The 26,761-nt window shown below is 60.2% G+C and carries 21 protein-coding genes, 1 tRNA gene and 1 pseudogene; 12 read left to right on the top strand and 11 right to left on the bottom strand.

The annotated features are described in order from the left end of the window. Window positions 1-115: 115 nt before the first annotated feature. Together KW840_RS14310 and KW840_RS14315 are read left to right on the top strand one after the other, a co-directional pair. Window positions 116-1,018, top strand: coding sequence for a zeta toxin family protein (locus tag KW840_RS14310; protein ID WP_218495803.1), 903 nt, complete (start codon window positions 116-118; stop codon window positions 1,016-1,018). A 100-nt stretch (window positions 1,019-1,118) separates the two neighbouring features. Beyond that, a complete protein-coding gene (locus KW840_RS14315) occupies window positions 1,119-3,035 on the top strand; it encodes a PAS domain-containing sensor histidine kinase (protein WP_218495805.1) in 1,917 nt (638 codons plus the stop codon). On the opposite strand, the gene KW840_RS14320 is transcribed toward KW840_RS14315, so the two are convergent. Continuing rightward, complete coding sequence (locus KW840_RS14320) at window positions 3,013-4,374, bottom strand: sodium:proton antiporter (RefSeq protein WP_218495806.1); 1,362 nt, start codon at window positions 4,372-4,374, stop codon at window positions 3,013-3,015. The two genes, KW840_RS14315 and KW840_RS14320, sit on opposite strands and share 23 nt — an antisense overlap. A 197-nt stretch (window positions 4,375-4,571) precedes the next feature. Continuing rightward, window positions 4,572-5,726 carry a MalY/PatB family protein gene (locus KW840_RS14325; RefSeq protein ID WP_218495811.1) on the bottom strand — a complete coding sequence of 385 codons (1,155 nt, stop codon included), beginning with the start codon at window positions 5,724-5,726 and terminating at the stop codon, window positions 4,572-4,574. A gap of 289 nt (window positions 5,727-6,015) precedes the next feature. On the opposite strand from KW840_RS14325, the gene fdnG reads away from it, so the two are divergent. From fdnG to KW840_RS14360, 7 genes are all read left to right on the top strand, one after another. Further along, entirely contained in the window at window positions 6,016-9,051 is a 3,036-nt protein-coding gene (gene fdnG / locus KW840_RS14330) for a formate dehydrogenase-N subunit alpha (RefSeq protein ID WP_218495813.1), read from the top strand. Next, entirely contained in the window at window positions 9,052-9,987 is a 936-nt protein-coding gene (fdxH, locus tag KW840_RS14335) for a formate dehydrogenase subunit beta (RefSeq protein WP_057714811.1), read from the top strand. It begins immediately after the preceding gene. Beyond that, window positions 9,984-10,649, top strand: coding sequence for a formate dehydrogenase subunit gamma (locus KW840_RS14340; protein ID WP_218495815.1), 666 nt, complete (start codon window positions 9,984-9,986; stop codon window positions 10,647-10,649). The genes fdxH and KW840_RS14340 overlap by 4 nt, the downstream gene beginning before the upstream one ends. 3 nt (window positions 10,650-10,652) lie before the next feature. Next, window positions 10,653-11,579 (top strand): formate dehydrogenase accessory protein FdhE, encoded by a 927-nt coding sequence (fdhE, locus tag KW840_RS14345; RefSeq protein WP_057714813.1) that lies wholly within the window; start codon window positions 10,653-10,655, stop codon window positions 11,577-11,579. Window positions 11,580-11,630: 51 nt separating this feature from the next. Further along, window positions 11,631-13,061 carry an L-seryl-tRNA(Sec) selenium transferase gene (gene selA, locus KW840_RS14350; protein WP_218495818.1) on the top strand — a complete coding sequence of 477 codons (1,431 nt, stop codon included), beginning with the start codon at window positions 11,631-11,633 and terminating at the stop codon, window positions 13,059-13,061. Beyond that, window positions 13,058-14,965, top strand: a complete 1,908-nt coding sequence (gene selB / locus KW840_RS14355) for a selenocysteine-specific translation elongation factor (RefSeq protein ID WP_218495820.1) — start codon at window positions 13,058-13,060, stop codon at window positions 14,963-14,965. The genes selA and selB overlap by 4 nt, the downstream gene beginning before the upstream one ends. A gap of 19 nt (window positions 14,966-14,984) precedes the next feature. Beyond that, a tRNA-Sec gene (locus KW840_RS14360) sits at window positions 14,985-15,080 on the top strand. Between the two features lie 8 nt (window positions 15,081-15,088). On the opposite strand, the gene KW840_RS14365 is transcribed toward KW840_RS14360, so the two are convergent. After that, on the bottom strand, window positions 15,089-16,417 hold the full coding sequence (locus KW840_RS14365; RefSeq protein ID WP_218495822.1) for an OprD family porin: 1,329 nt from the start codon (window positions 16,415-16,417) through the stop codon (window positions 15,089-15,091). Between the two features lie 263 nt (window positions 16,418-16,680). On the opposite strand from KW840_RS14365, the gene KW840_RS14370 reads away from it, so the two are divergent. Continuing rightward, the gene (locus KW840_RS14370) at window positions 16,681-17,412 is read left to right on the top strand and encodes a hypothetical protein (RefSeq protein ID WP_218495825.1); all 732 of its coding nucleotides are present in this window, start codon (window positions 16,681-16,683) and stop codon (window positions 17,410-17,412) included. A gap of 616 nt (window positions 17,413-18,028) precedes the next feature. Here KW840_RS14370 and KW840_RS14375 read toward each other — a convergent pair. Both KW840_RS14375 and KW840_RS14380 read right to left on the bottom strand, forming a co-directional pair. Beyond that, window positions 18,029-19,519, bottom strand: coding sequence for a DUF1254 domain-containing protein (locus KW840_RS14375; protein WP_218495827.1), 1,491 nt, complete (start codon window positions 19,517-19,519; stop codon window positions 18,029-18,031). Window positions 19,520-19,629: 110 nt separating this feature from the next. Beyond that, on the bottom strand, window positions 19,630-20,697 hold the full coding sequence (locus KW840_RS14380) for an alpha/beta fold hydrolase (RefSeq protein ID WP_218495829.1): 1,068 nt from the start codon (window positions 20,695-20,697) through the stop codon (window positions 19,630-19,632). A 289-nt stretch (window positions 20,698-20,986) separates the two neighbouring features. Here KW840_RS14380 and KW840_RS14385 point away from each other — a divergent pair, with 289 nt between their 5' ends. Together KW840_RS14385 and gfa are read left to right on the top strand one after the other, a co-directional pair. Then, window positions 20,987-21,496 (top strand): cupin domain-containing protein, encoded by a 510-nt coding sequence (locus KW840_RS14385; protein WP_218495831.1) that lies wholly within the window; start codon window positions 20,987-20,989, stop codon window positions 21,494-21,496. Window positions 21,497-21,999: 503 nt separating this feature from the next. Further along, entirely contained in the window at window positions 22,000-22,578 is a 579-nt protein-coding gene (gene gfa, locus KW840_RS14390; protein ID WP_150813155.1) for an S-(hydroxymethyl)glutathione synthase, read from the top strand. 82 nt (window positions 22,579-22,660) lie between these two features. Here gfa and KW840_RS28485 read toward each other — a convergent pair. The 6 genes and pseudogenes from KW840_RS28485 to KW840_RS14415 all read right to left on the bottom strand — a co-directional run. Continuing rightward, a pseudogene (locus KW840_RS28485) lies at window positions 22,661-22,789 on the bottom strand (histidine/lysine/arginine/ornithine ABC transporter ATP-binding protein); the annotation flags it as partial. A gap of 3 nt (window positions 22,790-22,792) precedes the next feature. Next, entirely contained in the window at window positions 22,793-23,749 is a 957-nt protein-coding gene (gene ctlX, locus KW840_RS14395) for a citrulline utilization hydrolase CtlX (protein ID WP_218495834.1), read from the bottom strand. Window positions 23,750-24,001: 252 nt separating this feature from the next. Continuing rightward, entirely contained in the window at window positions 24,002-24,481 is a 480-nt protein-coding gene (locus KW840_RS14400) for an Lrp/AsnC family transcriptional regulator (protein WP_007974731.1), read from the bottom strand. Between the two features lie 12 nt (window positions 24,482-24,493). Continuing rightward, entirely contained in the window at window positions 24,494-25,255 is a 762-nt protein-coding gene (locus KW840_RS14405) for an ABC transporter ATP-binding protein (RefSeq protein WP_218495840.1), read from the bottom strand. A gap of 56 nt (window positions 25,256-25,311) precedes the next feature. After that, the gene (locus KW840_RS14410; protein WP_218495842.1) at window positions 25,312-26,022 is read right to left on the bottom strand and encodes an ABC transporter permease; all 711 of its coding nucleotides are present in this window, start codon (window positions 26,020-26,022) and stop codon (window positions 25,312-25,314) included. Then, window positions 26,019-26,744 (bottom strand): ABC transporter permease, encoded by a 726-nt coding sequence (locus KW840_RS14415; protein ID WP_102669631.1) that lies wholly within the window; start codon window positions 26,742-26,744, stop codon window positions 26,019-26,021. Before KW840_RS14415 ends, KW840_RS14410 begins: the two co-directional genes overlap by 4 nt. Window positions 26,745-26,761: the final 17 nt, after the last annotated feature.

Below are 26,761 nucleotides of genomic sequence, written 5' to 3' on the forward strand. Positions count from 1 at the left end.
CTTTAAAAACAAATACATACCTTGATTAAAACAAAGAATTGAACAATCAGCGCCAGCACGCTTTATTGGAAAGGCTAGATATCACAACCCAATTCTTTGATAAGGAAATCAAGGTATGTCAGAAGCACCGAAATACAACTATTCCTCAGACGACGTGATCAAGGCGTTCGACGAAATCTTCCCTGCGCTCTTCGTCGGCAAAACTGCTGAAGCGATCCCAAAGTTGCTGATCACCGCCGGAGTGGAGGGCTCGGGCAAGACTTACTTGTTGGAAAAAAGCTTGCTGCCATCCGGGAATTACGGGAACTACATTCGACTGTACCTGCCTGAATATCGAAAAAAACACCCGCATTACGCCGACATGATCAAGCTCGGCGTTTTGCACGCCTACGAACATACAGAAGCGTTTGCCAGGGAGCTCGGTGAGAAAATCTTCGCCAACGCGCTTTCTCAAAGATGCAACATCATCATGGAGTGCTCGTTCGATGACATCGGTTTTGCCGGATTGGCAAAATTTGTACCCGGTTATCAACTCGAAGTCCATGTCGTGGGCTGCAATCACGCGTTCGCCCATCTGTCCAGCATCAAAAGAGCATTCTCCAGCCTGGAAAAGCAGGAGATGGAACGGTTTGTCAGCTATTCGAGACTCGAGTCGAGCATCAGTAACGCCCCTGCGGTTCTCGTTGCGTTCGAGTTCATCGCAAAGACAGTGAGTGGCTCGCAAATCTTCTTGTACGAGCGCGGTCTGGGCACGCTGAGCGAACGGGTACTGCGTGCTCACAGCACCTATACCCTGGACTCAAATGGGAATCTGAACGAAGTTTCAACGTTGCAGCCATATGCGTACAGCGCCTATGACACTATCCTCAGAAGGTCCGTCTATTCGATGGAGGAGCGTGACGAGATGGTCATGGAATGTCATCTGCAGCTGCTTAAAACCAGCAAATATGACAAACAGGTTCCCGGTTTCGTCTACAACGACCTTTACTCCTATATCACCAAATACGTGTATCGCTAAGCCGGGATTGCAGGCTATGAAGCAAACTGCCGGGGTCATGGCTTTCCAAATTGGCAGTTTGTCTCATACTCCAGAAAAACAATCATGACGCGAGAACTCAATGAGCGAGGATCGAAACAGGCCGAGTACCGTTGAGGACAATCGCTTTCGCCTGTTGATCGATGCAGTGATCGACTATGCGATCTACATGATTGATCCCGACGGCATCATTACCAGCTGGAACGCCGGCGCCAGGCGTTTCAAGGGCTACGAGGAAGCCGAGATCCTCGGTCAGCATTTCTCGCGCTTCTACACCGATGACGATCGCCGTGCCGGCTTGCCCCAGCGGGCACTGGACACGGCGATTCGTGAAGGGCGTTTCGAGGGCGAAGGCTGGCGGGTGCGCAAGGACGGCACACATTTCTGGTGCCATGTGGTCATTGATCCGATCTTCGACCCGTCGGGCACGTTGCTCGGATTCGCCAAGATCACCCGGGACCTGACCGATCGCAAAATGGCCGAGGAAGTCCTCAAGCAAAGCGAGCAGCAGTTTCGCCTGCTGGTGCAGAGCGTTACCGACTATGCGATCTACATGCTTTCCCCGGACGGCCGGGTGAGCAACTGGAACCCCGGCGCCCAGCGCATCAAGGGTTACTTGCCGGAAGAGGTCATTGGCCAGCATTTTTCGATGTTCTACACCCCGGAGGATCGCGATGCCCGCGAGCCACAACGGACGCTGGATATCGCCGTTCGTGAAGGGCGCTTTGAAAACAAGGGCTGGAGGATGCGCAAGGATGGTACGCGGTTCCTCGCCCATGTCATCGTCGACCCGATCTGGGGCGACACCGGCACATTGCTCGGTTTTGCCAAGATCACCCGGGACATCACTGAAGTCACCCAGGCGCAGCAGGCGCTGGAGCAAACCCGTGAGGCCTTGTTCCAGGCGCAGAAAATGCAGGCCATCGGCCAGCTCAGCGGCGGGATCGCCCACGACTTCAACAACCTGCTGACGGTGATCCTCGGCAATCTGGAAATCGTGCGCAAACGGGTGACGGATGACCCCAAAATAACCCGCCTGATCGACAACGCCACCCAAGGTGCCTTGCGCGGTGTATCCCTGACCCAGCGCATGCTGGCGTTTGCCCGACGCCAGGAGCTCAAGTCGGTACCTGTGCGGATACCGGCGTTGGTGGAAGGCATTTCCGGGCTATTGCGCAGCTCCCTGGGGCCTTCGGTGAAAGTCGAAACACGCTTTCCCGGGGATCTTGAACCGGTGATGGCGGACATCAATCAACTGGAACTGGCCGTACTGAACCTGGCGACCAACGCCCGCGACGCCATGCCCCACGGCGGGACCATCATCTTCAGTGCCAGGACCGAGGAGGTCACCGGCGGCGCCTCATCCCTGGCCGCGGGGCGTTATGTCTGCCTGAACATTGCCGATACCGGCGAGGGCATGGATGAAACCACGCTGGCCTCGGCGATGGACCCCTTTTTTACCACCAAGGGCGTCGGTAAAGGTACGGGCCTGGGGTTATCGATGGTCCACGGTTTTATCGAGCAATTGGGTGGGCGCTTCATCCTCAAAAGCAACAAGGATCAGGGTACGACGGCCGAGTTGTGGTTGCCGGTTGCCACCCGGGGTTCGGTGGCTGAGCCTGTAGCGCAAACGCAGACCGTGGAAGTGCCCCGCCTGTGCGTACTGGTGGTGGACGATGACAGTCTGGTGTTGACCAGCACCAGTCTGCTGCTCGAGGACCTCGGGCACCGGGTCATCAGTGCGCCTTCCGGAGCCAGGGCGCTGGAGCTGTTCGGCAGTGAACCGGGTATCGATCTGGTGATCACCGACATGGCCATGCCACAGATGAGTGGCGCGCAACTGGCCAACGCCATCAGGCTCATGCGACCGAGCGTGCCGATCATCCTCGCCACCGGTTTTGCCGAACGCCTGGAAGGCATTGCCGCGCGTCTACCTCGTTTGTCGAAACCCTTTACCCAGCTCAACCTGGTGGAAGTCATTGCCTTGGCGATGAAGTGACGCGGCGGTTATGCCGTTCATAGCGGGCAAGCATCGGCTGGGTGCTGATGCCGTGGACCAGAATGCTCAGGGCGACCACCGAGAGCGTCAGGTCGGCACACACCGTTGCCACTGAGGGCAGCAGACCGTGGTTCAAGGCATAGAAAAGGTAGTAGAAACTCCCGATGCCGCGAATTCCGAACCAGCCAATCAACCAGCGTTGCGGGCCATTGAGCAGCGAACCCCATGGCATCAGCCAGACCGTCAGCGGGCGAATCATCCCGAACAGCACCAACGCGACCAGCAACGCCCGCCAGTCCCAGTGCGCGATCAGCACAATACCGAGCAAGGTGACCAGAAAAACTTCCATGGCCCGTTCCACCAGGCTGCCGAACGACAGCATGTCGCCCATCATGATCCCGGCGGCGACTTGCGTGTCTTCCAGGTGCTCCACATTGCCGAGCACGGCCGCCTCGGGTTCGACATGCTGATGACCGACCACCGCTTGAACCAGGTGTTCGGCCGGTGTGTGGGCGTCACTGCTTGTCCTGACCTCGGCCCGGCGCAAGCCCAGGCCGGCGGCAAACACCGAGAGGAACCCGTAGCCGCCGATGGTTTCGGCCACGACGTAAGCCAGTGCGATCAAGGCCAGGGCAAGGTAGTCATTGGGGGAAAACGTGCTATCGGCATTCTTGATGCGCATGAACAACGTCAGGTGACCAATACCGCGCCCCATCCAGTAACCGGTCAGCAGTCCGGCGGGCACGCCCCACAACAGGCGCTTGAAAAACCAGTCATCCAGACCGCTGCCAAAGCTGCCGTTTTGCTGCAAAAACAACAGTCCCAGAATCACGAACGGAAAAGCGATTCCGTCGTTCAGTCCCGCCTCGCCCGAGAGCCCGAACCGCACCGGATCATCATCCTTGGCGTCATTGACCTGAACCAGCGAGGCCAGGACCGGATCGGTCGGAGCCAGTATCGCCCCGATCAGCAGCGACGGCCCCCACGCCAGTCCGAAAGCGAAATGCAGCAGCAGGCAGACGCCGACAATGGTCAGCACCATCACCGGTCCCGCCAGGACGAACGCCACTCGCCATCGGCGATCACGAAGAGGAGGTCGCAGCTTGAGCCCGCAGACAAACAATGAAAACAGCACCGCGACTTCCGTCAGGTGCTCGATCCAGAACGCCGCCTCCTTGATATCCAGCCTGAGCATACCCAGGCCAGCCGGCCCGATGGCGATGCCCAGGGCCAGGCACACCGCCGAAGTGGTGACCGGCATCCAGCGCAGGTACGACGAAGTCAGTGCCAGGGTCAGCAACACCGCGCCCAACACCGCCACCCAGGCAACGAAACTCATGGCTTAGATCCCGAAACAACCGTCAGTGCAGGGCTATAGGCTGTTGAGCATTGAAGGGCTGCATCGGTTCAATTATTACCTGCAGGAGTGAGACTGCTCGCGATAGCGCCGTGTCAGGCAACACATTGCCGACTGACAGGACGCCATCGCGAGCAGGCTCACTCTCACAAGGGAATAGGTATGGCTAGAGGGGCGGGTCAGGCCTTGAGATGGCGCAAACTGCGCTCCATCCGCGCAATGCCTTCCTCCAGCAGCGACCGTGGGCAGCCGAAGTTCAGGCGCACGAACTGTTTGCAGCCATTGCCGAAGTCCAGGCCGGCGCTCAAACCCACCTTGGCCTGTTCGAGGAAAAACTGCTGCGGGTCGTCCAGCCCCAGTGCCGTGCAGTCGAGCCACGCCAGGTAGGTGCTTTGCGGCAGGTTCATGGTGATGCCCGGCAGGCGGGTGTGTACGGCCTCGGCCAGGTAATCCCGGTTGCCTTGCAGGTAGACCTTCAGCTCGGCGAGCCATGGCGCGGCTTCGCTGTAGGCGACGCGGGTGGCTTCCATGCCCAGCGGATTGACGCTGTCGACCATGCCGCAACGGGCGTGGTTGACCTTCTCGCGCAGGTGGCGGTCCTGGATGATCATGAAGGAGGTCTTCAGGCCGGCGATGTTGTAGGCCTTGCTCGCCGACATCAAGGTGATGGTGCGCTGGGCGACCTTCGGGCTCAGGGTCGCCATCGGAATGTGCTGGCGGCCGTCGAAGCACAACTCGGCGTGGATCTCGTCGGAAATGATCCAGGCATCATGCTCAAGGCAAATGTCGGCAATGGCTTGCAGCTCTGCCCGGGGGAAGGCCTTGCCCAGCGGGTTATGCGGGTTGCTCAGCAGCAGTGCGCCACCACCTTGCAGCGATTGGCTCAGGGTATCCAGCGGCGTGGTGTAGGTGCCGTCGGCTTGCGCATCGAAATTCAGTTCGACCTTGTTCAGCCCCCAATGCCCGGGCGCATGACGCAGCGGTGGGTAGTTCGGCACCTGCACAACAACATTCTGTGGCGCCTGCACCAGTGCCTTCAGTGCCATGTTGAAGCCGGACTCGACGCCCGGCAGGAAAATCAGCTCCTGGGGCTCGACGCGCCAGGCGTACTTGTTCCAGAGGTCGGCAACGATTGCCTCGCGCAGGTCATCCTGGGCCACGCTGTAGCCGACCATCGGGTGTTCCAGTCGTTTTTGCAGGGCCTGGATGATCATCGGCGGCGCGGCGAAATCCATGTCGGCGACCCACATCGGCAACACATCGGCGGGGTAGCGGCTCCACTTGGTGCTGCCGGTGTTGTGGCGGTCGAACACCTGATCAAAATCGAAAGTCATGCGGGGTCTCGTAACGGCAGGTTGGTTATGGCGCCATGATAAGCGCCAACCCCCTGTAGGAGCGAGCTTGCTCGCGATGGAGTGTCAGTCGACACTCACTCAGCTGATACACCATCGCGAGCAAGCTCGCTCCTACAGTGGGTAGTGTCTGGAGGGCCGACGGTCGGCTGTCATGGTGAATTCGACAGCATTGACTACAGTTTGTAGTGTCGGCAGCCAGACTGCCGCGACCGTGGTTGTTCGAAAAAGCCCGGCCATGTACCGGGTTCCACCTGATCAGGAGTGCACGATGGATCTCAGCCGTCGTCAGTTCTTCAAGGTCGCCGGCATCGGCCTTGCAGGCTCTAGCCTGGGTGCGTTGGGCATGGCCCCGACGCTTGCCTTTGCCGAACAGGTGCGTCACTTCAAGCTCGCCCACACCCATGAAACCCGCAACACCTGCCCGTATTGCTCGGTCGGTTGCGGCTTGATCATGTACAGCCAAGGCGATACGGCGAAGAATGTCGCGCAAAACATCATCCACATCGAAGGTGACGCCGACCACCCGGTCAACCGCGGCACCCTTTGCCCTAAAGGCGCAGGCCTGCTGGACTTCATTCACAGCCCCGGCCGCCTGCAATACCCGCAGGTGCGCAAACCCGGCAGCACCGAATGGACCCGCGTCTCCTGGGATGAAGCGCTCGATCGCGTCGCTGACCTGATGAAGGCCGACCGCGACGCCAATTTCATCGAGAAGAACGCCGAGGGTCAAACGGTGAACCGCTGGCTGACTACCGGTTTCCTCGCGGCATCGGCGGCGTCCAACGAAGCCGGCTATATCACCCACAAGGTGGTGCGCAGTCTCGGCATGCTGGGGTTCGATAACCAGGCGCGTGTCTGACACGGCCCGACGGTGGCAAGTCTTGCCCCGACGTACGGCCGTGGTGCCATGACCAATACCTGGACCGATATCGCCAACGCGAATCTGGTCCTGGTGATGGGCGGCAACGCAGCAGAAGCGCATCCGTGCGGCTTCAAATGGGTGACCGAAGCCAAGGCTCACAACAAGGCGCGGCTGATCGTGGTCGACCCGCGTTTTACCCGGACCGCCTCGGTGGCCGACTATTACGCGCCGATCCGCACCGGCACCGACATTGCCTTCATGGGCGGGCTGATCAATTACCTGCTGACCGAAGACAAGATCCAGCACGAATACGTGCGCAACTACACCGACGTGTCGTTCATCGTCAAAGCCGGGTATGGCTTCGAAGACGGGATCTTCAGCGGCTACGACGCGGCCAAGCGCCTTTACACCGACAAGTCCGGCTGGGGCTATGAACTCGGTGAAGACGGTTTTGCCAAGGTCGACCCGACCCTGCAGGACCCACGCTGCGTCTATCAGTTGATGAAGCAGCATTACAGCCGCTACAGCAAAGAACTGGCGAGCCAGATCTGTGGCATGCCCGTCGATGCCATGCAAAAAATCTGGGAGGAAATCGCCACTTGCTCGACACCGGGCAAGACCATGACCATCCTCTATGCGCTGGGCTGGACCCAGCACTCGATTGGCGCGCAGATGATTCGCAGCGCGGCGATGGTGCAACTGCTGCTGGGCAACGTCGGCATGCCGGGCGGCGGCGTGAACGCCTTGCGCGGGCACTCCAACATCCAGGGGCTGACCGATCTGGGCCTGTTGTCCAACTCACTGCCGGGCTACCTCACGCTACCCGGCGATGCCGAACAGGACTACAACGCCTACATCGTCAAGCGCACGCAAAAGCCGTTGCGTCCGGGGCAACTGTCCTACTGGCAGAACTACGGCAAATTCCACGTCAGCCTGATGAAAGCCTGGTACGGCGCCAACGCCACGGCCGAGAACAACTGGGCCTACGACTACCTGCCGAAACTGGACATTCCCCAATACGACATCCTCAAGGTGTTCGACCTGATGGGGCAGGGCAAGGTCAACGGCTACATGTGCCAGGGTTTCAACCCCATTGCCGCATTGCCCGACAAGAACCGGGTGATGGCGGCGCTGGCCAAGCTGAAATGGCTGGTGGTGATGGATCCGCTGGCCACCGAGACCTCGGAGTTCTGGCAAAAGGTCGGGCCGTACAACGACGTGAACAGCGCCGACATCCAGACCGAAGTCATTCGCCTGCCCACCACCTGCTTTGCCGAAGAGGACGGTTCGCTGGTCAACAGCAGTCGCTGGCTGCAATGGCACTGGAAGGGCGCCGACGGACCGGGTGAAGCGCAGACCGATATCCGCATCATGAGCGAGCTGTTCATACGTCTGCGTCAGCGTTATCAGGCCAATGGCGGCAAATACCCCGACCCGATGCTCAAACTGTCGTGGCCGTACAAGATCCCCGAGGAACCTTCGCCGGAAGAACTGGCCAAGGAAATCAACGGCTCCGCCACCACGGACTTCACCGACGCGACGGGCGCGGCGATCAAGGCCAATGCGCAACTGGCCGGGTTCGGCCAGCTCAAGGACGATGGCAGCACGGCGTCCGGTTGCTGGATTTTCTGTGGCAGCTGGACTGAACTGGGCAACCAGATGGCGCGGCGCGACAACAACGATCCGTTCGGCATGCACCAGCATCAAGGCTGGGCCTGGGCCTGGCCGGCCAACCGGCGGATCCTTTACAACCGCGCCTCGGCGGACCTGCAAGGCAAGCCGTGGGATCCGAAAAAACGCCTGGTGTGGTGGAATGGCAAAACCTGGGCCGGCACCGATGTGCCGGACTACAAGGCCGACGTGCCGCCGGAAGCGGGGATGAATCCGTTCATCATGAACCCCGAGGGCGTGGCGCGATTCTTCGCCGTCGACAAGATGAACGAAGGCCCGTTCCCCGAGCACTACGAGCCGTTCGAGACGCCGATCGGCATCAATCCGCTGCACCCGCAAAACAAGAAAGCCACCAGCAACCCGGCGGCGCGGATCTTCGATTCGGTGTGGGATTCCCTCGGCGTGGCCAAGGATTACCCGTACGCCGCGACCAGTTACCGGCTGACCGAGCATTTCCACTTCTGGAGCAAGCATTGCAAGCTCAACTCGATTACCCAACCGGAGCAGTTCGTGGAAATCGGCGAAGTGCTGGCCAAGGAAAAAGGCATCGTCGCCGGCGACCGGGTGCGGGTCAGCAGCAAGCGTGGCTTCATCGAAGCGGTGGCGGTGGTGACCAAGCGGATTCGTCCGCTGCAGGTCAACAATCAGGTGGTGCACCAGATCGGCATTCCGTTGCACTGGGGGTTCACCGGCCTTACGCGCCACGGTTACCTGACCAACACCCAGACCCCGGAATCCAAGTCATTCCTGGTCAACGTGGAGAAAGTCTAAATGGCCAGCCAAGACATCATTGCCCGCTCGGCCACCACCACACCTGCGCCCTCGGTGCGCGGCATGGAGGAAGTCGCCAAGCTGATCGACACCACCAAATGCATCGGCTGCAAGGCCTGTCAGGTCGCCTGCTCGGAATGGAACGAATTGCGTGACGAGGTCGGCCATAACCATGGCACCTACGACAATCCTCAGGATCTCACCGCAGAAACCTGGACATTGATGCGCTTCACCGAGCACGAGACCGACGCCGGTAACCTGGAATGGCTGATCCGCAAGGATGGCTGCATGCACTGCGCCGAGCCCGGTTGCCTGGCGGCATGCCCCAGCCCGGGGGCGATCATCAAGCACGCCAATGGCATCGTCGATTTCGATCAGGATCATTGCATCGGTTGCGGCTATTGCATCACCGGGTGTCCGTTCAACATTCCACGGATCTCGCAAAAGGATCACAAGGCCTACAAATGCACCTTGTGCTCGGACCGGGTGGCGGTAGGGCTGGAGCCGGCCTGCGTGAAAACCTGCCCGACCGGTGCCATCGTGTTCGGCTCCAAGGACGACATGAAGGAACATGCGGCCGAGCGTATCGTCGACCTCAAGAGCCGGGGTTTTGAAAACGCCGGCCTGTACGACCCCGAGGGCGTTGGCGGTACCCACGTGATGTACGTGTTGCACCACGCCGATACGCCAAGACTGTACGCCGGCTTGCCCGATCACCCGGCGATCAGTCCGTTGGTAGGGCTGTGGAAGGGCATCAGCAAACCCCTGGCACTGTTGGCCATGGGCGCGGCGGTGCTGGCCGGGTTCTTCCACTACGTGCGCGTCGGTCCGCAAATCGTCGAAGAGGATGAACATCCGGAGCCGCCGGACAACGCCGTGCACGAAGTCGATCCATCGGTGCACACCTTCGATCCTCGAGGGGAGGGCAGGCCATGAGCGACAAGACGATCCTGCGCTACACCAGCAACCAGCGCACCAATCACTGGCTGGTGGCGATTCTGTTCCTCATGGCCGGATTGTCCGGGCTGGCGCTGTTCCACCCGGCGCTGTTCTGGCTGAGCAACCTGTTCGGCGGCGGACCATGGACGCGCATCCTGCACCCGTTCATGGGCGTGCTGATGTTCGTGCTGTTCCTCGGCCTGGTGTTTCGCTTCTGGCGCGCCAACTACTTCATCGCCAATGATCGCCTGTGGCTAAGGTGCATCGACCGGGTGATGAAAAATGAAGAGGAGGGCGTCCCGCCCATCGGCAAATACAACCCCGGGCAGAAGCTGCTGTTCTGGACTTTACTGCTGTGCATGCTGGTGCTGTTGTTCAGCGGGCTGGTGATCTGGCGTGCGTACTTCAGCGAGTATTTCGGCATCACCACGATACGCTGGGCGATGTTGCTGCATGCGCTGGCCGGTTTCGTGCTGATCCTGAGCATCATCGTGCATATCTATGCCGGCATCTGGATCAAGGGCTCGGTCAGCGCCATGTTGCACGGCAGGGTCAGCCGCGGCTGGGCCAGGAAACACCACGAACTCTGGTATCGCCAAGTGACTCAAGATGAGACCCGCGACGAAGCGCCCAAACGACCGATCACCAAAAAGGGCTGACATTTGCCAACCATCCTTGAACCCGGAGAAATCGAAGCGGCGGCCAGTTCGCCGCCGTTTCTGTACATGCCACCGCATAACCTGTTCAGCCTGCGTGGCCAGCGCCTGGAAACGCTGGCCGAAGGGCACCCGATGGCCGATTACCTGCGCCTGATCGCCGGGTTGTGCCGGGTGCAGCAACAGGTGCTGGACGACCCGCCGCCAAGCGACCCCCTTGACCGACAACGCATCGAGTTGTGCCAGCAACACGGCTTGCCGCCGTTCGCGGCCGACAGCCTGGCGCGCGAAGACGATTGGCAGCCTTACCTCGATGCCTTGCTGCAGTGCTATAGCGCACCGTCACAATCCGCCGTGGCCGATGCCGTGGACACCTTGCGCCTGGTCGGTGCCGGGCAACGTCGCGCCTGGGCGGTGGCGCTGGTCAGTGGCCAGTATTCGCTGGTGCCGGCGGCGCTGGTGCCGTTTCTCGGTGCGGCGCTTCAAACAGCCTGGAGCCACTGGCTGTTGAGTACGCCGAACCTCGCGCTAACTCCCGGCGACAGCCTCAGCCAGTGCCCGGCCTGTGGCTCGCCGGCCATGGCCGGGGTTATCCGTCATCGCGGCAAGCACAACGGCTTGCGTTATCTGGTCTGCTCGCTGTGTGCCTGCGAGTGGCATGTGGTGCGGGTCAAATGCGTGTATTGCGAACAGAGCAAGGGCCTGGAATACCTCAGCCTTGAAGATGATCGCCATGCCGCCAACCAGGCGCCGTTGCGCGCCGAAGTCTGTCCCGGTTGCAACAGTTATCTGAAGTTGCTCTATCTGGAGAACGATGCGGACGCCGAAGCGTTGTCGGCAGACCTGTCCAGCCTGATGCTCGACATGCGCCTGACCCAGGACGGTTATCAGCGTCTGGCACCCAATCTGTTGCTGGCGCCGGGAGACGAATGACCGCAGCGTCTACACTCTGGCGCGAGGGCCATTCGTTTTCAGGAGCGCCAGATGTCTGCACGCAGTGCCAGCCAACCCCTGCGTCTACCTTCCATCGACAGTTTGTTGCGTCACCCCGCGTGCCGGCCGTTGGCCGAGCGCTATGGACGCGACGCCTTGCTGGGTGCCTTGCGGCTATTGCTGGAGGAACTGCGCGAAGGCGTACGGCAGGGTTTGCTCGAACCTGTGGAAGTCAGCGCCGACGTGCTGGCGGGCAGGGTCGGCGAGCGATTGGCAACCGAGCATCGCAGCCATGTGCGTCGGGTGTTCAACCTCACCGGCACGGTCTTGCACACCAATCTCGGCCGGGCGTTGTTGCCCAAGGAAGCGATTGAAGCGGTGCAAATGGCCGCGCGCTATCCACTCAACCTCGAGTTCGACCTGCGCAGCGGCAAGCGCGGAGATCGCGACGACCTGATCGAAGGCTTGATCCGCGAATTGACCGGCGCCGAAGCGGTGACCGTGGTCAACAACAATGCCGCAGCGGTGCTCTTGACCCTCAACAGCCTGGGTGCACGCAAGGAAGGGATTATTTCCCGGGGCGAACTCATTGAAATCGGCGGTGCCTTCCGCATTCCCGACATCATGGCCCGCGCCGGGGTGAAGCTGGTTGAGGTCGGCACTACCAACCGCACCCATGCCCGCGACTACGAGACTGCCATCGGCCCGCGCAGCGGCTTGATCATGCGCGTGCATGCAAGCAACTACAGCATTCAAGGCTTCACCACGAGTGTGGCGACGGCTGAACTGGCGCAAATTGCCCACCAACATGGACTGCCATTGCTCGAAGATCTCGGCAGCGGCAGTCTGCTGGACTTGACCCGCTGGGGTTTGCCGGCAGAGCCGACGGTGCGCGAGGCCCTGCTCGATGGCGCGGACATCGTCACCTTCAGTGGCGACAAACTGCTCGGCGGACCACAGGCCGGGTTGATTGTCGGCCGCAAGGAATTGATCGCCAGGATCAAGAAAAACCCGCTCAAGCGGGCACTGCGGGTCGACAAAATGACCCTGGCGGCCCTGGAAGCGGTGCTGGGTTTGTACCGAAACCCGGACCGACTGGCCGAGCGTTTGCCGAGCCTGCGCCTGTTGACCCGGCCACAGGCCGAGATTCTCGCCCAGGCCGAGCGTTTGCGGCCGGCGCTTGCCCAAGTGCTGGGTGACGGCTGGAGCGTCAGTGCCATGCCGGCACTGGGCATGATCGGCAGCGGCAGCCAACCGGTGGCGAGGCTGGCCAGCGCAGCGCTGTGTCTGCGCCCACTGACGTCCAAGCGCTTGCGCGGGCGCTCGCTGTTGACGCTGGAAGAAGCCTTTCGCGACTTGCCGATTGCGGTCCTGGGGCGCATCGACGATGACGCCCTGTGGCTGGACCTGCGGCAACTGGACGACGAGCCGGCATGGCTGGCGCAACTCGAACAGTTACACGTGGAGGGCCGGGCAGGGTGATTGTCGGCACCGCAGGGCATATCGACCATGGCAAGACAGCGCTGCTCCAGGCGCTGACCGGTCAGGCGGGTGACCGGCGCCGCGAAGAGCGTGAGCGCGGCATGACCATCGACCTTGGCTACCTGTATGCCGAGCTGGAGGCGGATGCGCAGCTGACCGGGTTCATCGACGTTCCCGGCCATGAGCGCTTCACCCACAACATGCTGGCCGGAGCGCAGGGCATCGATCTGGTGTTGCTGGTGGTGGCCGCCGATGACGGGGTGATGCCGCAGACCTGCGAGCACCTGGCGATTGTCCAGTTGCTGGGCATCCCTCGGGCACTGGTGGCGATCAGTAAGTGCGACCGGGTCGACAGCGCCCGGGTGCAGATCGTGCGTGAGCAGGTCCGTACCTTGCTGGCGCCCGGAGCGTATGCCGATGCGCCGCTGATTGCGCTGTCGAGCGTGACCGGCGAGGGCATCGAAACCCTGCGCCAACAATTGCTGCAAGCCCAGCGTGAAGTACAGCAGCGCAGCACCGAAGGCGGTTTTCGCCTGGCGATCGATCGGGCTTTCAGCGTGGCCGGGGCCGGTATCGTGGTGACCGGCACGGCGCTGTCCGGCCAGGTTGCGGTGGGCGATACCCTGCTGTTGGGACCACAGGGCAAACCGGTGCGCATTCGCGGCCTGCACGCGCAAAACCAGGCTGCCGACCACGCTTTCGCCGGCCAGCGCGTGGCCTTGAACCTGAGTGCCGAACGGCTGGCTCTGGAACACATCCATCGCGGCCACTGGTTGCTGGCCGAGAGCTTGTACGCGCCTACCCGGCGCCTGGACATCGACATGCAACTGCTGGCCGGCGAACCCCGGGCTTTCGAACACTTTCAACCGGTGCACGTGCACCTCGGCACCCAGGACGTGACCGGGCACGTCGCCTTGCTGGAAGGCACCAGCCTGGCGCCCGGTGGACGGATGTTTGCGCAACTGCTGCTCAACACAGCGGTGCATGCAGTGAAGGGTGATCCGCTGATCCTGCGTGACCAGAGTGCCCAACGAACCCTGGGTGGCGGTCGGGTGCTCGATCCGTTTGCCCCTGATCGGCAACGCCGCAGCCCCGAACGTCTGGCGCAACTGAGTGCGCTGGCGAACAGTGCCGGGTTGGAAGATGTTTTGCCGGCGTTGCTGGCCCACAGCGACACCGGACTCGATCCGCAGCGCCTGGAGCGGCAGTTCAACCGACCGCGCAGCAGTTGGGTGTTGCCCGCTGATGTGCGCCTGATCGATACCCGTCAAGGCCCATTGCTGTTCAGTGCAAGTCGCTGGGAATCGTTGAAAGCGCCCTTAGTGGATCAGCTCGCGCATTTCCATCAACTCGAACCGGATCAAATGGGGCCGGACCGGGATCGCTTGCGTCGATTCATCGGCAGCACACTGGAACGCCCAACGTTTATCAGCCTGCTCGACGAGTTGTTGACCAGCGGCGACATCGCCAGCAGCGGCCCGTGGTTGCACCTGCCCGAACATCAGGTGCGCTTGAGCGAAGAGGACGAAACCCTGTGGCTACAATTGCAGCCGCAATTCGAACAGGCCGGATTCGACCCGCCCTGGGTGCGCAACCTGGGACATGACGAAGCAACCGTCCGTGCATTGCTACGCAAAATGGCGCGCCTGGGCTTGATGCACCAGGTGGTACGCGACCTGTTTTACACCGACAGCATGATTCGCCGATTGGCGGCTATGCTGTTGCAACTGGCGGACGCCAACCCGGTGATTCAGGTGACGGCGTTTCGTGATGCGGTGGGCCTGGGGCGCAAGCGCAGCATTCAGATACTGGAGTATTTTGACCGTGTCGGCCTGACCCGGCGCTTTGGTGATCGTCGGCAGATTCGCCTGGACAGTGCGCTGGCCCAGCGAAATGAGCTTTGATTCAAAGGCAATCATTCAAGGAAGGCAATCGCGCCCGGTGGCGCGGCCGGGCTTCAAACCCGGTTGGGGACGGCATCCGTTCCCGGGCAGGTTCGACTCCGGCTGCCTTCCGCCACTTTCCGCTCAGAACGGTCCGAAGTTCAACGGGTACTGGATGACCACGTACACCCGGTCGATGTCATCGCCGGCCTGGGCCGCGTTCGCCCGGTGCGACACATGGGACAGTTGCAGCGACAAACCCTTGGCCGTCCCGGCCTGCACGACGTAGTGCAGGTCGATGTCGCGCTCCCAGTGTCTGCCCCCGGCACCTTGTTGCGGCACGTAGGCGCCGGTCACCGGGTCGAACGGGTTGTAGGCCCCGCCTTGTGGTGCATGGGTGCCGTCGATCTGGTCACCGGTGACGTAGCGGGTCATGAACTTCAGGCCGGGTATCCCGAAGGCAGTCAGGTCCAGGTCGTAACGAACCTGCCAGGAGCGTTCGTGGGCGCCGTTGAAGTCGGCGTACTTGATCGAGTTGGCCAGGTAGATGGAATCGCCACCGACGAAATCGAATGGCGTATCACCGTCGACTTTCTGATACGCCAGGGTGAAACCATGGGCGCCCAGCGCGTATTTACCGGACAGGCTGTACGCCGTGTTGTCGATGGCGCCGGCCAGCGCCTGACCAGTGTCCCTGGTGTGATAGAGGTTGGCGTCGAGGAACACCCCGGACTGCTTGAAGTGCAGGTTGCCGTAGTACTGATGCCAGGTGTCGGTCAGATCCGAGGCATACAGGGCGCCGCCAACCGGGCTTTGGGTAAACAGATCAGCGCCGACAAATGAAATGCCGCCGGCCTCGGTATTGGCGCCATAACCGAAAAAGTTGCCCTTGCCTGAAGCACTGTCCTGATTCTTGAATGCCGTGAAGTGACCGGCTTGCAGGTTCATGCCGTCGATTTCGCGGCTGTTGAGCAGAAAACCTGTGGCGTACTCCGGCTGCAGGCGTTTGTCCGCGGTATCGAACACCGGGGATTCGACCTCCATTTCGCCAAACGCCAGGGTGGTGTTCGATGCCTTGAGCTTGATCGCGCCGCCACCGCTGGAGTAATTGCTTTCGCTACGACCGTCACTGCCCACGGGCAGCAGACCGGTTCCGGAATGGCCTTTGCCACCGTCGAGTTTCAATCCAACAAAGGCATGGGCATCGAGACCGAAACCAACTGTGCCCGGTGTGAAACCGGATTCAAAAGCGCTGATAAAACCTTGAGCCCATTCGGCTTTGTAGTTTTTCCCGGTCGGTGAGGGGGATCGATAGTCGCTGTTCAGATAAAAGTTTCGACTGAGCACGCCAAGGGTCGAGCCCTCGAAAAATCCTTCTGCGCCTTGCACCGATTCCTCGGCCGGTGCGTGGTTGGCCAGCAGGCAGAAAAACAGGGCAACAGGCGCCCTGAAGTCTTGCAGGGAAAGGATCATCAATGGGTCACCAAAGGGGCAGGGTTATGCCAGGTTCTGCCTTTGCAATGGCCATGACACTGTCCTTACGGGGGGGAGTGAGGTGGTCATGGTTACGTAGATCGGGTCGGGAATATTGAATCGGTGTGCTGTCTTTGATGCCTGGTGCGCAAAGTGCGCTAGAACCCCAATTGGGCTGTCCATCGGCACGGCCCTGCAAGCGGCCGGCTATCGATTATTCTGGTAATGAGGCAAGCGCTGCCGGCCGAGGAGGGGACGCAATCATGTCTGCACAGGATCGAGAACTGCTGGACCAGGTGCTTGCCGCCCATGGCGGCCTGGTGCGCTGGAACAGTTTCAATAAGGTCTGCGCCACGATCGTCACCGGCGGCTCGCTCTGGGGCATGAAAGGGTTGACCCAGGACAGCGCGCCACGCCAGATGACCGCGTGGCTGCATGAACAAAGAGCCTCGGTGAAACCCTTCGGCGCACCGGAGCAATTCACGGCCTATACGCCGAACCGAATCGCCATCGAAAACACCGCGGGCAAGGTGATTGCCGAGCGCCATGCGCCCCGGGCATCCTTCAAGGGCCATGGGGAACACACGGCGTGGGACCCGTTGCACCGGGCCTACTTCAACGGCTATGCGATGTGGTCCTACCTGACCATGCCCTTCCTGTTCACCTTGCCGGGAGTAACCTGCGAGGAAATCGAACCCCTGCAAGAGGGGGCCGAACTCTGGCGGCATTTGCGGGTGCACTTTCCCGACAGCATCGCAACCCACAGCACCATCCAGGACTTCTATTTCGGCGATGACTTTCTGCTGCGCCGCCACGACTACAACGTCGATGTGAGCGGCGGCATGCCCGCTGCCCAACTGGTTGGTGACTACGTTGAGGCCGACGGATTGCGCATGCCGGGCAAGCGGCTAGCCTATCGACGCAAAATCGATGGGCAGGTCAACAAGGAGGCGTTGCTGGTGTCGATCGACTTGAGTGAAATCCATTACTCGTAGCAAAAGTCGTGTCTTGGCGTAAACGGGCGGAGCGCGAAGCTAGCCGTCGCGTCCTGTGGGAGCGAGCTTGCTCGCGATGAGACCGGCACATCCAGCATTGATATCGGCTGACACTCCGCCATCGCGAGCAAGCTCGCTCCCACCCTTGTTTTGTGGTGTGACAAGCATTTGTGGGCGCCACTGAAACCTGTGGGAGCGAGCTTGCTCGCGATAAGGTCGGCACATCCAGCATTGATGCCGGCTGACACTCCGCCATCGCGAGCAAGCTCGCTCCCACCCTTGTTTTGTGGTGTGACAAGCATTTGTGGGCGCCACTGAAACCTGTGGGAGCGAGCTTGATCGCGATAAGGTCGGCACGTCCAGCATTGATACCGGCTGACACTCCACCATCGCGAGCAAGCTCGCTCCCACCTTGTTTTGTGGTGTGACAAGCATTTGCGGGCGTCACTGAAACCTGTGGGAGCGAGCTTGCTCGCGATGAAGCCGGCACGTCCAACATTGATATCGGCTGACACTCCGCCATCGCGAGCAGGCTCGCTCCAACAGGGTTTAGGGGGTTTCCATGCCGCCAAAATGAAATGAGCGCCACCCGGGCGCTCATTTTTTCAGGTCCTGTTCATTTGGTTTTCACCACCGCCGGTGGGGTCCAGTCGCCGTCGAGGACATCGGCTTGCGGCCAGTAGGCGCGGATGTACAGCGAGAATTCGGCACCTTTGGGCGAGGGCAGCCAGTTGCTTTCCTTGTCCTTGCCCGGTGATTCACTTTGCACGTAAATGGTCAGCGAGCCGTCAGGATTGGTTTGCAGGGATTTGTTCTTGGTGCCGATGGAGTAACGCTTGAGCTCATTAGGCGAGAAGAAGTGCTGTTCGTTGTACAGCGTCAGCGACCAGAACCCCCTGACTGGCGGCAGCTTGCCTTTGGCGAACGTGACGCTGTAGCCGTACCGGCCGTTGAGGCGCAGGCCGTTCTCATCCAGGTCCTGGTAGAAGTATTTGGTCTCTTTCTGCTGGTTCACGAATATGTTCGAACGCGCGACGGCGGTACGGGTGAAATAGTCGGTGCCGAACGCTGCACCGTTGCTCACGGTGCTCCAGTGATTGGGCAATTGCAGACCGTAGTTGCGGAACTGCAACAGCGGGTCGATCACTTCGCTGTCGGCCTTTTTCGCCTCGTCGATCATCGCAGCGCGAAGTTGCGGGTCGGCCTTGGCGATGGCCGCAAGGGTGGCCATTTGCGCGTAGCGGGCTTCTTCCCCCGGCAATGGCTTGGCGTCCTTGAGCAGGGCCGGCAGCTCATCGAAGAACTTCTCCGGCACCACCCACCTGGTTTCGGCATTGCCTTCAGAAGCCTGGGCCGGGAATTTCGGCAGCCTGGCCCAGTTGCGCTTCTTCATTTTGCCGTCGTATTGCGACAGCGGGTACATGTCGATGCCCGACAAAGCCGGCTGCACGGCCTGGCGGTCGGCGGCGGTGTCGTCCTGGAATACCCGAGGGATCACGAACCCGGTGTTCGTGCGCGCCCGGTACACCCGCTTGATGCCGGGCGGCACCTTGCCGTTCCAGTCCGGGCCGACCAACAGGTAGAAACCCGGTTGGGTGTTATACATTTTGCCCATTTCGGCGAAGCTGTCCGAACGCAGGTCCACCACCTGATACACCCAGAAACGGCCGTCGAAGTCCGGCACTTGCAGCACCACCGGCTCAATGTCCAGGGCGATGCTGCCGGCGCCGTACACCACGTCCTGGTTCGGACAGGCCACCAGCCGCTCGGCCGGGTCGATGTAGTCGCTGAGCATCGACAGCCGATTGATCGGGGCCACGGGTACGATGCCGCCCATCAAGCCGGGTTCCGGCAAGTTCTTGAAGGCCTGGCGACGATTGAAGATGTTGGCCATCGGCCAAGCCCAGAAATACGCCTCGCGCGCCATCATGCGCACATACGGTTCGGTTACTTTGGTGCCGGCGACAGGGCCTGAGACAGGGCTGGTGACCGGAGCGGCAACAGTGGCTTGCGCTGCGTAACCCGGTGCACTCAACAGGGCTGCGGCTGTGACCGTACTGGCGAAAGTCAAGGCGAGGAGGGCATGGCACCGGGGTAAACGATTCATGAAGCGTCCTTACTTGTCAGCAGTCACCGAATGCAGGTGATTCGCTCTCAAGATAGCTCATCCTTTACCCCAGTGCTGTTCAGCACAGGCGCGAGGGCCTCAGATCGACCTCAAAGATGATCGGCATCAATCACCGCCTTGGCGAACGCCTGCGGATCTTCCTGCGGCAGATTGTGGCCGATGCCACCATTGATCAACCGGAACTCGTATTTGCCGGTGAAGCGCTTGGCATAGTCTTCAGGCGCCGGGTGCGGTGCGCCGTTGGCATCGCCTTCAAGGGTGATGGTCGGCACGCTGATGGACGGCGCCGTGGCCAGTTTCTGCTCCAACGCTTCGTACCGACTTTCGCCCTGGACCAGGCCCAGGCGCCAGCGGTAGTTGAACACAGTGATGTCGACATGGTCGGGGTTATCCAGCGCCTTGGCACTGCGGTCGAAGGTGGCGTCATCGAACGCCCATTTCGGCGAGGCCAGTTGCCAGATCAGCTTGGCGAAGTCATGGGTGTTCTTCTCGTAACCGGCGCGACCACGGTCAGTGGCGAAGTAGAACTGATACCACCACTGCAATTCCGCCTTGGGCGGCAGCGGGTTCTTGCCGGCCGCCTGGTTGCCGATCAGATAACCGCTGACCGAAACCAGCGCCTTGACCCGTTCCGGCCACAGTGCCGAGACAATGCCGGCCGAACGCGCACCCCAGTCGTAACCACCGAGCACCGCTTGCTTGATCTTCAGGGCATCCATGAAGTCGATGACATCACTGGCCAGTGCAGCCGGTTGGCCATTGCGCAGGGTTTTGTCGGACAGGAAATGCGTATCACCATAACCCCGGGCATAGGGCATCAGCACCCGATAACCCTTGGCGGCCAGCAACGGCGCAACCTCATCATAGCTATGAATGTCGTACGGCCAGCCATGCAGCAGGATCACTACCGGCCCGTTGGCCGGGCCTGTTTCTGCGTACGCCACGTCCAGCAGCCCGGCGTTGACATGCTTGAGCGGGCCGAAGGGCGAGGGCGCCACCTGGGTGGTACCGGCAGGGGCCACGGCTGGCTGCGCGGTGGCGGCCGTTTGCGCGTGGGCCGCACCGAGCACACCGAACAGCGTCAGCGCGAGGATCGAAGGACCGACCAGGTGGCGGCGAGTCTTGCCGGATTTGCTGTTGCGCAGTGCCATCTTCATGGGATGTCTCCATTACCAGCCGTGGGTCAGGGGTTCCGTCCGAACCCCTTCAAACCTTACGAGCATTCAAGCGCGACAACGTATCTGGCCTGTGTCCAATTGCAGTCCGGATGAAAGTCTGTGTATCGAGGTGTCACGCCGATACACTGTGATACACAACAGGTCAGACACTGGAGGGGGGCAGGATCAGTATGAAGACTAACTCGACTAAAGCACTATTTAGTCGAGTTATGTTGGCAAATGCTTCGATTATGCCAATAAAGTTGCGATTTAAAGGCAGGGAGACAAAATGAATCCAAGCACCACGAAAATTGCAGAGCTGATCAAATCCCTGGACCTTGAGCCCCATATCGAAGGTGGTTTCTTTCGCAGAACCTACCAGTCGGACGACCAGAACACGATTCTGACGTCTGCTGGCCAACGGCATTGCATGACGTCGATTTTCTATCTGCTGACCCAGGACGCTCCAATAGGTCATTTCCATCTGAACCGGTCAGACATCGTTCATTACTATCATCTGGGCGATCCGATTCAGTACACGCTGATTTTTCCGGACGGCACATTGAAAACCATTGTGATGGGTCACGACGTTCTCGCCGGACAATGCTTGCAACTGCATGTGCCCGGTGGCATCTGGAAAGCTTCGCAGGTGATGCACGGCGCAGCAGGATTCGGCTTGATCAGTGAAGCGGTTACGCCAGGCTTTGAATTCGCAGATATGGAAATGGGTGACCGGCAAAAGCTCGGTCAGCAGTTTCCTGAGCATTGGGCGTTGATCGAAAGGCTGACGCGAGGATGAGGTGGTTCCTTGCTTCAAGATCTGTGTGAGTCTGGGCCAATCTGGCCATATCGTATTACGTGTAATGTATATTATGTTAAATGCTGTATTAAAGCAGATCCCCGCCTCAGTTCTGAGTCCCACAGCTCTAGCTCTCTGAACCAACTCTTTGAATTCTCGCGAACTGATTTGTAGATTTGCCATCGATGCTTCAGACATTAAGTTTTCGTGCTCACCCTGCGATGTGTCTGAAGCAATATCGACGCTGGATCAGTGGGAATCCACGAGCAATAAGAAACCGCTTGCTACCCGGTTTCCAGGGCGTCTTTGAACTATGATTTTCTCTGGGATACCGGAGGCGACAGCCACTCTTTCTCCCCGTGGTCGCTTGGCCCAGGCGATCTTCGGGTCGATAAATCCAAAGGCGTCGAGGGTCGCACCCTGTTGCCGAAGATGTTCCAGGATGCGATGAGGTGCACGACCCCAGGCACTTTCGTCTGACACCCTGAAACGGAGAAGCCAACGTGAACACCTTGAAACTTCACCCTGCACTGGACAATGGTATCCAGCCTGCCGCTGCGAATTTCACAGGAGGCACCCTGCAATGCCTGTGTGCGACCGACAAGGTCGAGGTCAAGATCGACGCACAAACCCTGCATAACCACGCGTGCGGCTGCAGCAAATGCTGGAAACCGCAAAACGCGATATTCGCTGTCATTGCCGTAGTACCTCGGGATAAGGTCAGCGTCACTGCCCACGGTGAAAAACTGGCAATTGTCGACGAAACCGCCACCATTCAGCGGCACGCCTGCAAGCAGTGCCACGCCCATCTCTTCGGGCGCATCGAGAACAAAGACCATGCATTTTATGGTCTGGACTTCGTCCACACCGAGCTCTCTCCCCAACGTGGATGGGCTGCGCCGAGCTTCGCGGCGTTCGTGTCGTCCATCATCGAAACCGGCACACCGCCAGCGCAAATGAAGGCCATCCGTGAGCGCCTGCGCTCGATCGGCCTGGAGCCCTATGACTGCCTGTCCCCGGACTTGATGGACGCACTGGCGACTCATGTCGCCAAACAGAAAGGCCTGCTCCCCGCCGCCTGATTGATCGGCCGCCGCGGTTTCTTCGTCGGACCGCGGCCCCGACATCCCCAAAAAACACTTCCCGCACACTGGGCGCGACAGGTTACTTCAGACTACCCGACAAAAACTGTTTCAACCGCTCGCTACGGGGCTGTTCCAGCACAGCGCTCGGCGCCCCCAGCTCCTCCATCCGGCCCTGATGCAGGAACATGACGTGGTTCGACACCGTTTTCGGTTAGCGATCCAAGCCGCTGATGGTTGCAAGGCAGGCACTGCCACCCTGCCTGGGCAGGAATACCTCGGCCAACATGCAGCGCGCGCTGCCGCCACCGATGCGCTCGATGGTGTCGATGTTCACCGGCAACGGCGTGGTGTGAGCTTCGATCAAGCGACGCTGATTGGCGTCCAGTGATTGCCAGGCTGTGCGCGACATCACCAGCAGCGGCTCGCCCTCTGCGTTGTGCACTTCCAGCATGTTGCCGGCAAAGGACTCCAATTGCTCCCAGTTCAAGGCGATGACCTGTTTGCCGCTGGTTTCGAGCCGTTCGCGCAGCGCCGCACGTTCGCCCGAATGGGGCAAGGACGCCAGGCAAGCCACCGCCAGGCGGGTGCCGACACTCATCATGACGTTGGTGTGATAAATCGCCACGCCCTGGCGATCCACCGCGTTGAACGCACAGAGTTCATAGCCCAAATGGGTGACCAACTGATCCAGGGCCTGGGCGTGGGTGCGTGTGGAATACCCGGCGTAGCAAATCCGCTGTTGCCGATCCAGGACCATGCTGCCGGTGCCCTCCAGGAAAACCTCCTGCTCTTCGAGGCTGGACAGGTCTAGCAACTGCTCGACCCGGTATTCGCCCAGCAGCCCGTCGAGTACACCTTTGTCCCGCTCCAGTCGTCGGTTGTGGCCCTGCATCGGATACAGCACCAAGGTGCCATCCGGGTGGCTGCTCCACCAGTTGTTGGGGAAGATCGAGTCCGGGGTATGGGGCGCTTCGCGATCGTTATGCACCAGGACTTCAACGCCGTGCCGACGCAACGCGGCGACATAGCCATCGAACTCGGCAAGGGCCTTGAGTTGAACGTCTTCAGCAACGGTTGCCGGACGCTGGAAGCGGTTGTTCGCCGCCGTGTCCTGATTGAAGGAGAAACGTGTCGGGCGAATCATTAAAACCGTATTGGTGGTTTGCATGGGCACAGACTCAATGAGGGTCGAGAGAGGCTCATTGTCTGTTTCGAGGTGGGAAAAACCCGGTTGATAACAGCTGTTGCGCTGATGAAAACGGCTGAAGATTCTGACCCCTTCAGCCGATTCGGTGAACAACACAAAGCAAATGTGGGAGCGGGCTTGCTCGCGAAGGCGCAGGGTCATCCAACATCAATGTCGACTGACACACCGCCTTCGCGAGCAAGCCCGCTCCCACCGTTTTTATCCGTTTGACGCTTACTCCATCGTGGTCTTGACCATCGCCAGTTCCGGGTGGCTGACCAGTTTGTCGATGTGCAAATCCGGGTCGTCAAACCAGACTTCGGTCAACACCCGGTAATGCTCCATATCACGGCAGCGCATGCGCAGGCTGTAGTCGAACGCGCCACTGATCAGGCGACATTCCAGCACCTGAGGACAAGCACGGACCTTGGCCTCGAAGGCCTTTTGCGCCGCGCGTCCGCTCTGGTTCGACAACGCCACCAGCACCAGCAACGACAAGCCCGGCGTCAGTTTCTTCTCATCGAGAATCGCACCATAACCGCGAATGACCCCGAGCTGTTCCAGCTTGCGCACCCGTTCCAGACACGGCCTGGGGGTCAGGTGTACGCGCTCGGACAGCTTTTGATAGGTGATGCGCCCTTCGTGGCGCAACACTTCAATGATTGCCTGATCGATACGATCAAGCACGATCGACAGATCGCGGATATCCGCCATGTACGCCTTGCCTCACTTCAAACGACCCGATAGAAATTGCTGCAAACGTTCGCTGGTTGGCCGGTCGAGTATCGTAGCATCACCCTGCTCTTCGACCCGCCCCTGATGCAGGAACAACACCTGGCTGGAGACCTGCCGGGCAAAGCCCATTTCGTGGGTCACCATCAACATGGTCCGGCCCTCTTCGGCCAGTGCCTGAATGACCTTCAGGACTTCACCCACCAGTTCCGGGTCGAGCGCCGAGGTTGGCTCGTCGAACAACAGGATTTCCGGTTCCACCGCCAGGGCACGGGCAATCGCCACCCGCTGTTGCTGCCCGCCGGACAGAAACGCCGGGTACTGATCGGCCACCCGTTGCGGCAGGCCGACTTTGTCCAGATACGCCCGAGCGCTCTCTTCGGCGGCCTTGCGATTCATGCCCAGGACTCGACACGGCGCCAGCACGATGTTCTCCAGCACGGTCAGGTGGCTCCACAGGTTGAAATGCTGGAACACCATCGCCAGTCGCGTGCGCAAGCGCTGCAACTGCTTCGGATTGGCAACGCGCATGCCGCCGACGCCCTGGCGGGTGAGGACTCGCTCGCCATCCAGAGCAATGGCGCCTTCGTCCGCCCGCTCCAGAAAGTTGATGCAGCGCAGCATGGTGCTTTTGCCCGAACCGCTGGCGCCGATCATGCTCACCACGTCCCCTGCCCTCGCGTTTAACGAGACGCCCTTGAGTACTTCGTTGTCACCAAAACGTTTATACAGATTTTCAACCGTGAGTTTGTACATGCGAATACTCCTGAAGCGGCACACTTATCGGCGCCGCTCTGGATAAAGAATGGAAGTCAGTGGGTCGGGCCTAGAAAGCTCAGCCAGCGTTTCTCAGCCAGGCGGAACGCACCGACCAGCCCGAACGACAGCATGAGGTACAGCAGGCCGGCGATACCGAAAGCCTGAAACGTCATGAAAGTCGCGGCGTTGGCGTCCCGGGCGATTTTCAGGATGTCCGGGATGGTTGCGGTGAACGCCACCGAAGTCGCGTGCAGCATCAGGATCACTTCGTTGCTGTAGTACGGCAGCGCGCGGCGCAGCGCCGAAGGCAGGATCAATTGCAGATACAGGCGCCAGCCACTGAGGCCATAGGCATGGGCCGCTTCGATTTCACCGTAGGGAATGCTGCGGATCGCTCCGGCGAAAATTTCCACAGTGTAGGCGCAGGTGTTGAGCGTAAACGCCAGCAAGGTGCAATTCATGGCGTCGCGGAAAAACGCTTCGAGCAATGGCTGCGAACGAACCACCGCAATGCCGTAGATCCCGCTGTAGCAAATCAGCAACTGGATATACAACGGCGTGCCGCGAAAGATGTAGGTAAACAGCTGAACCGGCCAACGCAAGACACCCCAGCGCGAGACGCGCAAGATCGCCAGGGGCAATGACAGGAAAAACCCCATGGCAATACTCGCCACCAGCAGCCACAGGGTCATCGCCAACCCGGTGAGGGTCTCGCCATCGCTGAACAGAAAGGGTTTCCAGTATTCGGCAATCAACTCGATCATCGCGCCATCCCCCGTACACCCTGGTTGTAGCGCCGTTCCAGCACACGCAAAACGTAGTTCGAAGCGCTGGTGATCAGCAGGTAAAGCGCGGCGGCCAGCAGCAGGAAATCAAGCATATTGAACGTACTTTTACCGGCCTCCTGCGCGACTTTGACCAGGTCCGACAAACCGATGATCGATACCAGAGCCGTGGCCTTGAGCAGCACCAGCCAATTGTTGCCAAGGCTCGGCAAGGCAAAACGCATCATTTGCGGGAACACCACGAAACGAAAGCGCTGCCAACGGCTCAGGCCAAAGCACGCCGCGGCTTCCTGTTGACCGCGCGGCACACTCAGAATCGCCCCGCGAAAGGTCTCGGTGAAATACGCCCCGTAGATAAAACCGAGGGTGATGATGCCGGCCACGAATGGGTCGATTTCCATGTAGGGCCAGCCCATGGCCTCGGTCAGGGCGCTGAGCCAGCCTTGCAGGCTGTAGAAAATCAGCAGCATCAACACCAGGTCGGGCACGCCACGGATCAGTGTCGTGTAAAAGGTCGCCGGGAGATTCAACAGCTTCAGCGGCGACAGTTTGGCCGCCGCGCCGAGCAGCCCCAGCGCCATGCTCACCAGAAGCGCGAGTGCCGACAATTTGAGGGTGACCCAGGTGCCGTGCAGCAACAAAGGGCCATAGCCTTGCAGGGCCGAAAGATCGAGCCCCAGAATATTCAGGAAGGAGTTCACGCCAGTCACCTGTCTTG

The organism is Pseudomonas sp. PDM30, from assembly GCF_019218985.1.
Taxonomy (GTDB): domain Bacteria; phylum Pseudomonadota; class Gammaproteobacteria; order Pseudomonadales; family Pseudomonadaceae; genus Aquipseudomonas; species Aquipseudomonas jessenii.